The sequence below is a fragment of the Mesorhizobium sp. M1E.F.Ca.ET.041.01.1.1 genome (assembly GCF_003997355.1).
Classification (GTDB): Bacteria; Pseudomonadota; Alphaproteobacteria; order Rhizobiales; family Rhizobiaceae; genus Mesorhizobium.
Window position 1 is genome coordinate 1 of the sequence record NZ_RZSL01000017.1, and the last position, 12324, is coordinate 12324.

Consider the following 12324-nt stretch of genomic DNA (forward strand, 5'->3'; position numbering starts at 1 on the left):
GCCTTCTACTACTTCTTCTCCTTCGGCGCGTTCGTGGCGCTGTCGCTCTGGCTGCCGCGCTACCTCATCGGCGTCTACGGTTTCGGCATCGCCACCGCCGGCATGATCGGCGCCGCCTATTCAATTCCCGCAAGCATCTTCCGCGCCTATGGCGGCGTGCTTTCCGACCGCATCGGCGCCCGTACCGTGCTCTACTGGACCTTCACGGTCTGTGCCGTCGCGACTCTCGTTCTGTCTCTCCCCTCGGCAGACTACGTCGTGCGCGGCATCAGCGGGCCGATCCCCTTCCACTTCGAGATCGGCCCGCTCGCCTTCATCGCCGTCGCCTTCGTGCTCGGCTTCTTCATGAGTCTCGGCAAGGCCGCCGTCTACAAGCACATCCCGGTCTACTATCCGCAGAGCGTCGGCGCGGTCGGCGGCGTGGTGGGCATGATCGGCGGCCTCGGCGGCTTCATCCTGCCGATCGCCTTCGGCGCGCTGAACGACCTCACCGGCGTCTGGTCGAGCTGCTTCATGCTGCTCTTCCTCATCGTCGTCTCGTGCCTGGTCTGGATGCACGTCACCATCCGCCAGATGGAGCGCGCTGCCGCCGCCGAGACCGCACCCCTTTCCTACGCCGCCGAATAGATCGGAGCTGACCGGACATGAGCGAAAAACTCGTCATCATCGGCAACGGCATGGCGCCCGGCAGGATGCTCGAGCATCTGCTGGAGGCAGCACCTGACCGCTACAGCGTCACCATCTTCAATGCCGAGCCGCGCGTGAACTACGACCGCATCATGCTGTCGCCAGTGCTTTCGGGCGAGAAGGCGTTCGAGGAGATCGTCATCCATGGCGACGGCTGGTACATCAAGCACGGCATCACCCTCTACAAGGGCCACAAGATCGTTGCCATCGACAGGGAAGCGAGGACCGTCACCTCGGACCACGGCGTGACCGAGAGCTACGATCAACTCGTCATCGCCACCGGCTCGGTTCCCTTCATCATCCCGGTGCCGGGCAAGGACTTGCCCGGCGTGCTGACCTATCGCGACCTCGACGACGTCAACGCCATGCTGCTCGCCGCGCAGTCGCGCGCCAAGGCGATCGTCATCGGCGGCGGTCTGCTCGGCCTCGAAGCAGCGGCCGGGCTCAAGGAGCGCGGCATGGACGTCACCGTGCTCCACGTCATGCCGACGCTGATGGAGCGCCAGCTCGACCCGGCCGCCGGCTACCTGTTGCAGAAGGCCGTCGAGGCGCGCGGCATCAAGGTCATGACCAAGGCCAACACCAAGGCCATTTTCGGCAATGGCAAGGTCGAGGGCGTCGAGCTCATGGATGGCACGGTCATCCCGGCAACGCTGGTGGTGATGGCGGTCGGCATCCGCCCTAGCATCGCACTCGCCAAGGAGGCAGGGCTGGAGGTCAATCGCGGCATCGTCGTCGACGACCGCATGCAGACCTCCGATCCTACCATCATGGCGCTCGGCGAATGCGCGGAAGTCGGCGGCCACGTCTACGGGCTGGTTGCCCCTCTCTACGAGATGGCCCGCGTCGCGGCGGCCAGGTTGACCGACAGCGAGGACGGGCGTTTCGTCCACTCCGACACGCCGACCAAGCTCAAGGTCACCGGCATCGACCTCTACTCGCTGGGCGATTTCGCCGACGGCGAGGATCGCGAGGAGATCATCCTGCGCGACGCATCAGCGGGCATCTACAAGCGCGTGGTGCTGCAGGACAACCGCATTATCGGCACGGTGCTGTTCGGCGAGACCGCCGACGGCGCCTGGTTCAACGACCTCAAGAAGAAAGCGACCGACATCTCGGAGATGCGCGACACGCTGATCTTCGGACAGGCGTTCCAGGGAGGCACCTCCTCGGACCCTTTGGCGGCCGTTGCGGCACTGGCGGATGATGCGGAAATCTGCGGCTGCAACGGCGTCTGCAAGGGCAAGATCACCGGCGCGATCACGGGCAAGGGGCTGACCGGGCTCGACGACGTGCGCGCCCAGACCAAGGCCTCGGCCTCGTGCGGCTCGTGCACGGGTCTCGTCGAGCAACTCCTGAAGCTCACGCTTGGCGACGCCTACAACCCCGCGGCGGTGCAGCCCATGTGCGGCTGCACGAGCCTTGGCCACGACGACGTGCGCCGCCTGATCAAGGCGAAAGGACTGAAGACGATACCCGCCGTCATGCAGGAGCTCGAATGGAAGACCTCCTGCGGCTGCGCCAAGTGCCGGCCGGCGCTGAACTATTATCTCGTCTGCGACTGGCCGGACCAATATGCCGACGACTATCAGTCGCGGTTTATCAACGAGCGTGTGCACGCCAACATCCAGAAGGACGGCACCTATTCGGTCGTGCCGCGCATGTGGGGCGGGGTGACCAGCGCCGGCGAATTGCGCGCCATCGCCGACGTGGTCGACAAGTTCCGCATCCCGACCGTGAAGGTGACCGGCGGCCAGCGCATCGACATGCTGGGTATCCGCAAGGAGGACCTGCCGGCGGTCTGGGCCGATCTCGGCAAGGCCGGCTTCGTCTCCGGTCATGCCTATGCAAAGGGATTGCGCACGGTGAAGACCTGCGTCGGCTCCGACTGGTGCCGGTTCGGCACACAGGATTCGACTGGTCTCGGCATCCGCATCGAGAAGTTCATGTGGGGTTCGTGGACACCGGCCAAGGTGAAGATGGCGGTGTCGGGATGCCCGCGCAACTGCGCCGAAGCGACCTGCAAGGATGTCGGCGTGGTGTGCGTCGACTCTGGCTACGAGATCCACTTCGCGGGCGCTGCCGGCCTCGACATCAAGGGCACGGAAGTGCTCGGCCTGGTGAAGACCGAGGATGAGGCGCTGGAGGTGATTGTGGCGCTCGTCCAGATGTATCGCGAGCAGGCCCGCTACCTGGAGCGCATCTACAAATGGGTCAAGCGCGTCGGCACTGCCGAGATCAGAAGGCAGATCCTGGATGACGTCGAGCGCCGCAAGACCTTCTTCGACCGCTTCGTCTTTTCCCAGAAATTTGCGCAGGTCGATCCCTGGTCCGAACGCGTCTCCGGCAAGGACAAGCACGAGTTCCGGCCGATGGCGTCGGTAGGGTTCGCGGAGGCGGCGGAATGAGCCGACAGGATAGAGACAACATGAACTGGATCGCCATCGGCTCCATCGCCGACATTCCGCCGCGCGGCGCGCGTTGTGTCGAAACCCCGCAAGGCAAGATCGCGGTCTTCCGCACTGCGGACGATCAGGTTTATGCCATCGACGACCACTGCCCGCACAAGGGCGGGCCGCTCAGCCAAGGCATCGTCCATGGCGCGGCGGTGACCTGTCCGCTGCACAACTGGGTGATCTCGCTGGAGACCGGCGAGGCGCTCGGCGCCGACGAAGGCTCGGTACGGACGATCCCGGTCAAGGTCGAAGGCGAACGGCTTTTCATCGCGCTCGAAGCGCTGGCCTCGAAAGCGGCCTGAGGCATGGAAGAAGCACGCGAGGTGAGGACCGCCTGCCCCTATTGCGGGGTGGGATGCGGCGTGCTGGCCGGGATCGCCGCAGACGGCAAGACGACCGTCCGCGGCGATCCCGAGCACCCGGCCAATTTCGGCCGCCTCTGCTCGAAGGGTGCCGCGCTCGGCGAGACGCTTGGTCTGGAGGGCCGCCTGCTTCAGCCGGAAATCAGCGGCACGCAGACGAGGTGGGAGGAAGCAGTCGACCTTGTGGCCGCGAAATTTTCGCAGGCGATTGCCGAACACGGACCGGACTCGGTCGCCTTCTACGTCTCCGGCCAGTTGCTCACCGAGGATTACTACGTCGCCAACAAGCTGATGAAGGGCTTCATCGGCTCGGCCAACATCGACACCAATTCGCGGCTCTGCATGGCGTCGTCCGTCGCCGGCCACCGCCGCTCCTTCGGCGAGGACATCGTTCCCGGCGTCTATGAGGATTTCGAGCGCGCCGACCTCATCGTGCTCACCGGCTCCAACACCGCATGGTGCCATCCGGTGCTCTACCAGCGCATGCTGGCGGCGCGAAAGGAACGCGGAACCAGGATCGTCGTCATCGATCCTCGCCGCACGGCCACGGCCGACGAGTGCGACCTGCATCTGGCGCTCGATCCGGGCACGGACGTGCTTCTGTTCAACGGGTTGCTCGCGCATCTTGTGCAAGCCGGAAAGATCGATGCCGGCTTCGTCGGCGACCATACGTCCGGCTTCGACGCCGCAGCTTCTTTGGCCGGCGCCGACGCGCCGTCGGTCGCGCGCGTCGCAAAAGGCTGCGGGCTCGCGGCCGCCGATGTCCAGGCCTTCTATGACCTCTTCGCCGGCATCGAGCGGACGGTCACCGTCTATAGTCAGGGCGTCAACCAGTCGGCGCATGGAACCGACAAGGTCAACGCAATCATCAACTGCCATCTCGCCACCGGCCGCATCGGCGAGCCCGGCATGGGGCCGTTCTCGGTCACCGGGCAGCCGAACGCCATGGGCGGCCGCGAGGTGGGAGGCCTGGCAAACCAGCTTGCCGCGCATATGGACTTCGCGGATGGGACCAATATCGACCGGGTCTCCCGCTTCTGGAATGCGCCCAAGGTTGCGCGCCGCGCCGGCCTGAAGGCCGTGGACATGTTCCAGGCGGTTGCCGATGGCCGCATCAAGGCGCTGTGGGTCATGGGCACCAATCCCGCGGTCTCGATGCCCGACGCGTCTCGCGTGCGCGCCGCCTTGTCCAAATGCGATTTCGTCGTGGTCTCGGACGTGACCCGCACCGACACCACACGCTATGCCGACGTGCTGCTGCCGGCCGCAGCCTGGGGCGAGAAGGACGGCACTGTCACCAATTCAGAACGGCGCGTCTCGCGTCAGCGGCCGTTCCTGCCGCCGCCGGGCGAAGCGAAAGCCGACTGGCGCATAATCTGCGATGTAGCCGAACGCATGGGCTTCGGCGATGCCTTCGCCTACCAAGCTCCGGCCGAAATCTTCCGCGAGCACGCCGCGCTCTCGGCCTTCGAAAACGATGGCGAGCGCCTGTTCGATCTCGGCGGCGTGGCCGACCTCAGCGACGTGGACTATGCCTCCTTCGCGCCGCGCCACTGGCCAGCGCCGGACCAAAACGAGCAGCAGACAAGGCTGTTTGCCGATGGCCGCTTCCCAACGCCCGACGGCCGTGCGCGGTTTGTGCCGGTGCGGCAGGAGGCAACGGCTTTCACGGTCGATGCGGACTATCCGCTTGCCCTGAACACTGGCCGGCTGCGCGACCAGTGGCACACAATGACGCGGACCGGAAACGTGCCGCGCCTGATGGCGAATGCGCCGGAGCCCGCAGTCGATCTCAATCCGGCGGATGCGGCCGCGCACCACCTCAAGGACGGCGACCTCGCCCATCTGTCGACGCGCTTCGGCTTTGTCCGCGCGAGGGTCCGCGTGGCCGACGCGCAGCGGCGCGGCCAAGCCTTCATGCCCATGCATTGGAGCGGCCAGTTCGCAGCCAGGGCCGCGGCGGGCCTGCTGTCGTCGCCGGTCACCGATCCGCATTCCGGCCAGCCGGAGCTCAAGCATGTGCCGGCGAGAATCGTGCGCGAAAATACCGGCTGGGCCGGCGTGCTGATCACGCGGCGCGATCTCCGGCCGACAGGTTTCGTTCACTGGAGCCGGTACGCGGTCGAGGGCGGCTGGGTCTACGAACTGACCGGAACTGAGCCGCCGGACCAGGGCATTCTTCTGGCGCGCAAGCTGCTCGGCGTTCAACGGCAGGATCAGCTTCTGGAATACACCGATCGCCGCGGGCTCGCCTATCGCGCGGCTGCGGTCGATGAAGGCGGCGCCATGGCCGAAGCCTTGCTGGTCGCCGCTCCAGACCAATTGCCGATGCGCGACTGGCTGGTGTCGCTCTTGGCCACCCGCCAGCCGCTGTCGGCCGTCGATCGTCACGCGCTGTTGTCGGGCCGCTCGCCCGCACCCATGCCCGCCATCGGCCGGGTCGTGTGCTCGTGCTTCCATGTCGGCGTCAACCAGCTCGCTTCGGCTGTCGCCGCCGGATGCGACAGCCTGGAGGCGATCGGGTCGACACTGTGCGCCGGCACCAACTGCGGTTCCTGCCGCTCGGAGATACGGGCGATCATCGACGCCCGCCAGGTTCAGGCGGCAGAGTGAAATCCGCTGGAGCCGCTTCAAGGTGTATTGAGATTCAGCTCAGGCCGAGCCGAGAACGGTGGCTTCCGAGAACCGGCCTACGCCAGCCGTAGCATTGTCGGGCGCTTCCCCGGCAATCTTGTTCCTGTCGGCATTGTTGAGCTTTGCCGTCGCACGCAGATCCTTCAGCACGGTTTCGCAAGGCGTCGCTGCCGTCGCTGCCGTCGACTTCGACACTCCGCCAGCCGCGATGCCCGCAAAAATCGCGGAGCGTTCTTAACCCGAGACCATCGAAATCCGGGGTCGATGCACCTTCATCCTGAAGTCATACGGGATGATTAGCCTGCAATGCAAAAGCCTGAACGCGCTGTCGTCACCGACAAGATGCAGCGCGGTTCATTGGCGTTGTCAGAAATGCAATGAGGGTCTGGGGATAAGTCGCATGGAGAAGATCGACGTCGTTGCCTCGCTGGGGCAATCGCAGTTGTTACGTCCCGCTTACCTTAAGGCGGCGCTTGCGGCCAATGACCGCCTCAAATTCTATCTGACGGCGCTTCAGACCGCGTACAGCCATGCCATGCATCCGGACGTAGCGTCCCTTGACCTGCATCGCGAATATGCAGCGGCAAAAGTGGATGCGCCGTGGCTGCTGGCATTGCCTGCTTCCAGCCATCTCAGGGCGTCCGTGCTTCACGCGGATGATTTGCCCAAGCTGGTTGACAAGCTTGCAGCCGATTTGCGGTTGATGGGCCGCCCGCTTGAAGGCGACGCCGATAGAGACCACCACGCTTTGCTTTCAAGGATCGAGGTGTGGTGCGGCTGGCTCGGTGGCCTTGAGCCGGGTTTGCTCGATGCAGGGCAGCTGAGGCAATTGACCAGCGGCAACCGCCGCGAGGACGACAGCTTCCATATCCTGGTGATGGACTTGCACAAGGCCATCAACCGGCTGGCGGCGGATATTTCGGACGAGACGATCGATGGCGCGCATATCTGGCAGTTGTCGCCGGACGACCGGCCTCGCGTGGCCGCCTTCATGCGCGGCCTGAACCGCACGCGGCCCCTGAAACTCACCCACCCCGGCCTCGATACGGCGGCAACGCGCGATGGCACGAGGCTGTTGATTCAGAACGACATCGGCACCAATGACGCGCATGTTCTGGTCATCCAGGTTGAAGGGCTGCGGCTGTCGCTCACCTATTCCGACCTTCACCAGCAGCGCTTCGCTTTCTTTCAGGATCTTCTAGGCGAGATCGGCGCGACCTGGTCCAATGTCGGCTCGCGGGCGACCGAGGGGCTGAACGCTGGAGACGCGTATTATGTCGGGACGGCGACGTTCGACAACGCCGACGAAACGGCGCTGGGCGTGACGCTGGAAGCGCTCGGTTCGCGCATCGTGTTTCTGATCGACTGGAACCGGGCGCGCAAACGTCTGCGACTGCTGGTTGGAAAGGCGAATGCCACGGCGATCCTCGCCGCCAGTGCAAGGCGCGACATCGGGCACATGGGATGGCTCGAAGCCGGCGCCGAGCATCTGCTGTTCGATGCCATGGAATCGATTGGCAGCGAGTTCTTTCGCATCGGTGACCGCCTCGACACCGTGCTCGGCGACGAGCACGCGCGCGCATTCATGCTGGACGCGATGTCTTCGGCCTCTCAGGCCATGCAGGAGCATCAGCCCTTGCCGCGGATCGCGGATTCCGTGCGCCTTCTGCTCGTTCGCCATCTCGGACAACAGCGAGACGTCTTCGAGCTCCTCGGCGAGCATGCCGGGTTCTGCCATGAACTGGCGGAAGGTTTGCGGGACGCGCTGACGCATGGTCTGGAACGCGACGGCAAGGCCGCCGAGAAACTGGCATCGCGCGCGAAAGGATGGGAGCGTCAGGCCGACAATCTGGTGACGCGCTCGCGCGAACGCGCGGAGCACAACACGCGCTGGCTGCCATTCACGCGTCTCATTGAGAGAGCCGACAATATCGCCGACGCACTGGAGGAAGCGACGTTTCTTCTGTCGCTGATCGCCGAGGCTCGCAACAAAGGCTGGCATGGCGAAGTGCGCGAAAAGCTGGTGCGGCTCGCCGAGCGCACCTATGAAGCGGTGCGGGATCACGTCAGGGCGCTGTCGATCGCCGGCATCCTGCGCGACGGCGGCACGGCCGAGGATCACGAAACCTTCATCGCGGTCTCCTGGCGCGCGGTCGAGGCGGAACATCAGTGTGACGAATTGTTGCGCGATGTCCGCCGCGCGCTGGCGCGTCACGTCGACGATCCGCTCACCCTCACTCTGACGACGGACTTCGCGGCAGCCATCGAGCTGGCGACCGATGCCTTGCTGGCGGCGAGCTTCGGCATTCGCGAATTGGCGTTCGACAGCATCGGAGCACGCGGATGAGCGCCTCGATTGCTCGCATCAGACCCGAGGCGAACGAAGCGAAGATCGTATACTCGATCGGCGCGAAGACGGCCGCCGAAAGACCGATCACGCCCGATATTCTAGGCTTCAAGGCCCACAACCTTGCCCGCATGGCGGCGTTCGGCCTTAACGTGCCTCCTGCTTTCGTCATCGGCACCGGCTTTTGCGCGCACCGCGATGACGTCACGCCGGAGATCTGGGGCGACGCGCTGACGACACTCGAGCACGCGTCGGACTTGAGATTGGGAGATTCGAGACGCCCGCTTCTGCTGTCGGTGCGTTCCGGCGCACCTGTGTCGATGCCCGGCATGATGGAAACATTGCTCAATATCGGGCTGACCGAAGCGACGCTTCCCGGCTTCGTTCGCCTGACCGGGCACCCGAGGCTTGCATGGGATGCCTACCGCCGCCTTATCGCCGGTTTCGGCGAGGTGGTAGCCGGCGTGGATGCACAGCATTTCGAGGCCGATCTCGACGCCGTGCGGAACGGCGAAGAACGCAGCCTCGATTTTGTGGCCTTGCGCGATGTGGCAGGTCGACATCTGCAAACATTTGCGAAAGAAGCCGGACATCCGTTTCCGCAGGACGCCAAACAGCAGCTCACCGAGGCGATCGGCGCGGTCTTTCGCTCCTGGTCCAGCGACAAGGCCGTGACCTACCGCAACCTTCACGGCTTGAGCCACGATATGGGCACGGCCGTCACTGTGCAACGCATGGTGTTCGGCAATGCCGGCGGCCTCTCTGGCGCCGGCGTCGGATTCACACGCAACCCCAGCACTGGCGCGCAGAGCCCATGGGTCGATTTCCTGTTCAACGCGCAGGGCGAGGATGTCGTGAGCGGGCGTCGCACAGCCCAAGGACATGACGAGCTCGCTGCCGTCGCACCTTCCCTGTGGGACGAGCTCGTGCAGGTGGCAAACGCCCTTGAGCGACATTTCGGCGACATGCAGGACTTCGAATTCACGATCGAGGACGGCGTGTTGTTCATGCTCCAGACCCGCAACGGCAAGCGCACGCCGCGCGCGGCGGCTCAGATTGCGCTGGATATGCTGGATCAAGGTCTGATCGACGCCGAAACGGCTCGCCTGCGCACAAACGGTCTTGATGCGAGCTCGCTTGCGCTCAGCACGATCTCGACGGAAGACGGAAAGTCACTGTCGCCGATCGCAACCGCCGCTTCGGCCGCGACCGGCGTCGCGAGCGGTGAGATTGCCTTCGAGGAGGATGTCGCGCGCCGACGCAAGCAGGCAGGCGCGCAGGTTATCCTCGTGCGCCGCGACGCGGAGACGCGCGATATCGCGGCACTCGAACTGGCCGATGGCCTTCTGACCCAGCATGGAGCGCGAACGTCGCACGCGGCCGTCGTCGCGCGCCAGCTAGGCAAGGTTTGCCTGGTCGGATGCGAGACCATGATGATCGATGAAGCGGCCAGATGCCTCATCATCGGCGGCGTGAGCTATTCCGAAGGAACCATCCTCACGCTCGACGGCAACAGCGGCAACATCTATGCAGGTGCGGCAAGTGTCAGCAAGAATGTTCCCGAGGAGTTGCTGGCGAGGCTCAACCAGCTGCGCAATCCAAACTGAAGGCTGAGCGCAAAGCGCGGCGCCTGAATCCGTTTCGTAGCGACACGCTTTAAGGGTGGCCGGCCGAGACCTGTATAGAGCGTTTCGAGCGCCTCCAGATGGAGGGAGTCAGATCCACATCACGGGCCAGCCGGTCCGCACGACCGCATCAGGCACACTTGTCACCCATGGAAAGCTCGTGCGTCCACGTCCGTGACCAGCATGTGCCCCGGCGACACGGTGACTGAGATCGCCAGTTTTGCGCGAGCGAGGGCATCCTGGGCAGTGACGCTGCTGGCCCAAAACACGGGAACCTCTCCGTCCACCAGCTCGACCGCATCGCCCCAGTCTGGAGCCGTCATGTCGTATATTCCGATGATCGAAGGCTCCCCGACATGGATGGGAGAGCCGTGAGTATGCGGGAAGCGTGCCGTGAGTGCTCGAACCTTGTCGACGTCGCAGGACCTTACGGGACGCATCGAGACGACCGTCTGGCCAGCGAACGGTCCGGCGCGGCAAGTCTCGATCCTGGTTCGGAACTTGGGCATGGCCTTGCCGTAACCGACGCGACGGAGTTTCACGCCCTTTTCGGCCAGTGCGGCCTCGACGGTAAGCGAACTGCCGAAGGCGAAGGCGGCAAAATCATCCTGCCAAAGATCGATGATGTCCGTCCTCTGGCCGGTCAGTTCCCCGAAGCGATAGACGTTATACTGAGGGGCATCGGTGCGAATATCGATATCGCCCAGCGCCGGGATCAGCGGACTGCCGGCGCGGCTCAGGCCCACCAATGGACAGGCCTTTGGGTTGTGGACGCAGAACTGGTGAAAATCGCTGGCAAAAGCGCGGGGCAGTATCACGACATTGACCTGGAGCTTGCCACGCGCAAGTCCACCTGTATGCCCCTCATAGGCGCCCGTTCTGACAAGTCTGCGCAGCCTGTTCGCGTCGAAACGCCGCAAATCCTCGTAGACTGGTGAAATGGTCTGGCGAGCCATGGCTTCCGATAAATACCAACATTTCAGAGACGCGTCGGGAGGATGCAAGATCGTTGGCGGCTCGGCCGCTTGTCAAATTATGATAATCTTTCCCAGGTGATAAAACGTATTTATTGGTCGGCCAACATTGTCTTATATTATAAATATCTAATCCGCTTTCTGTTATTCACAGGTGCGGCAGCCGATCGCTTCTATTTGTCGGTCCGCCTCGCGCAGGAAGCCAATATCCCGATCCATATAGAAGAGCAAAAAACTCGAATAGAGCACGAAGACGAGGCCGAACACGCCGGTCTTCACCACCAGCGAAAGCGCGAAAACATTGAGGTGTGGCGAGGCCCGCGCCAGGAACGCGAGAACAATGTCGGACAACAGCATGCTGATGATCAGCGGGAAGACAAGGGTCAATGCCATCACCAGAATGCGGTTCAGCAAACCGAGGAATATCCCGGCGGCGTCCTTGCTGAAGATCGGCAGAAGCCGGTCGATCGGCCAAATCCCGTAGCTGTCGTAAAGACTGGTCAAGGAAAGCTGCAGGCCGCCGGCGGCGAGGTAGATCGTGACCATGATGACGGCGAGCAAGGTGCCGGTGGCGCTCGTCTCGTGGGTCATCATCGGATCGATCAGCGTCCCCATCGTGGACCCGCGCTGAAGGTCCAGGATGTCGCCGGCAGCCTCGGCCGCCCAGAAGGGGATGCCCATCGCCAGCCCGAGCGTTACCCCGATCACCACCTCCTTCAGGATATAGACGGCGATCATCGTGGTGGCGATGTCAGCATTTGTCAGCTTGCTCACGATCGTCGGAAAGACCGGGACCGCCAGCGCCAGGGCAACACCGTTGCGCAGAAGCCCAGGCAGCGGCACGCGCGAAAACAGCGGCATCAAGAGCATGAATCCGGTCACGCGCGCGAGCGCGAAAGCGCCCGCCAGGAGATAGAACTGAAGCTCCCTGATCGACGCGAAGAGTGGTTCGACCGGCATCCGGGCTCCTCAACGCGTGACGACAGGAAACTCGTCCATAGCTGTCGAGGCCTGCTGCGCGATCTGCTGGCCAAGCAGAGGTCCGAACACGACGATGACCAGGAGGATCACCACGAGCTTGATCGTCTGCGGCAGGGACTGGTCCTGAATTTGCGTCAACGCCTGGGCAAGTCCGACAAGAATGCCGACCGCCAGGGCCGCGATGATCGCTGGGCTCGATGCGAACAGCACCGTCAGCAGCGCGCCTTGGACTTTCGCCTGGATGAAGTCGTTGTCCAT

The 12324-nt window shown here is 63.9% G+C and carries 10 protein-coding genes; 6 read left to right on the forward strand and 4 right to left on the reverse strand.

Annotated elements, in window-relative coordinates; translation table 11 throughout:
• The 4 genes from EOA38_RS03390 to EOA38_RS03405 all read left to right on the forward strand — a co-directional run.
• Positions 1 to 627, forward strand: a 627-nt coding sequence (locus tag EOA38_RS03390; protein ID WP_127298445.1) for an MFS transporter, incomplete at its 5' end; no start/stop codon positions are given.
• Positions 628 to 644: 17 nt separating this feature from the next.
• Complete coding sequence (gene nirB / locus EOA38_RS03395; protein WP_127298446.1) at positions 645 to 3095, forward strand: nitrite reductase large subunit NirB; 2451 nt, start codon at positions 645 to 647, stop codon at positions 3093 to 3095.
• Between the two features lie 20 nt (positions 3096 to 3115).
• A complete protein-coding gene (nirD, locus tag EOA38_RS03400; RefSeq protein WP_126095845.1) occupies positions 3116 to 3445 on the forward strand; it encodes a nitrite reductase small subunit NirD in 330 nt (109 codons plus the stop codon).
• 3 nt (positions 3446 to 3448) lie between these two features.
• Positions 3449 to 6118 carry a nitrate reductase gene (locus EOA38_RS03405; RefSeq protein ID WP_126092921.1) on the forward strand — a complete coding sequence of 890 codons (2670 nt, stop codon included), beginning with the start codon at positions 3449 to 3451 and terminating at the stop codon, positions 6116 to 6118.
• A gap of 39 nt (positions 6119 to 6157) precedes the next feature.
• Here EOA38_RS03405 and EOA38_RS38950 read toward each other — a convergent pair whose 3' ends face one another.
• Positions 6158 to 6334: a hypothetical protein gene (locus tag EOA38_RS38950; protein ID WP_189349970.1), complete on the reverse strand. Its 177-nt coding sequence runs from the start codon at positions 6332 to 6334 to the stop codon at positions 6158 to 6160.
• Positions 6335 to 6539: 205 nt separating this feature from the next.
• Here EOA38_RS38950 and EOA38_RS03410 point away from each other — a divergent pair, with 205 nt between their 5' ends.
• On the forward strand, positions 6540 to 8486 hold the full coding sequence (locus EOA38_RS03410; protein ID WP_126092920.1) for a DUF47 family protein: 1947 nt from the start codon (positions 6540 to 6542) through the stop codon (positions 8484 to 8486).
• A gap of 131 nt (positions 8487 to 8617) precedes the next feature.
• Positions 8618 to 10093 (forward strand): PEP/pyruvate-binding domain-containing protein, encoded by a 1476-nt coding sequence (locus EOA38_RS03415; protein ID WP_210212949.1) that lies wholly within the window; start codon positions 8618 to 8620, stop codon positions 10091 to 10093.
• A gap of 161 nt (positions 10094 to 10254) precedes the next feature.
• Here EOA38_RS03415 and EOA38_RS03420 read toward each other — a convergent pair whose 3' ends face one another.
• From EOA38_RS03420 to EOA38_RS03430, 3 genes are all read right to left on the reverse strand, one after another.
• A complete protein-coding gene (locus EOA38_RS03420; protein WP_127221993.1) occupies positions 10255 to 11067 on the reverse strand; it encodes a DUF1445 domain-containing protein in 813 nt (270 codons plus the stop codon).
• A gap of 162 nt (positions 11068 to 11229) precedes the next feature.
• On the reverse strand, positions 11230 to 12045 hold the full coding sequence (gene sctT, locus EOA38_RS03425) for a type III secretion system export apparatus subunit SctT (RefSeq protein WP_126092917.1): 816 nt from the start codon (positions 12043 to 12045) through the stop codon (positions 11230 to 11232).
• A 9-nt stretch (positions 12046 to 12054) separates the two neighbouring features.
• Positions 12055 to 12324 carry a flagellar biosynthetic protein FliQ gene (locus tag EOA38_RS03430; RefSeq protein ID WP_126092916.1) on the reverse strand — a complete coding sequence of 90 codons (270 nt, stop codon included), beginning with the start codon at positions 12322 to 12324 and terminating at the stop codon, positions 12055 to 12057.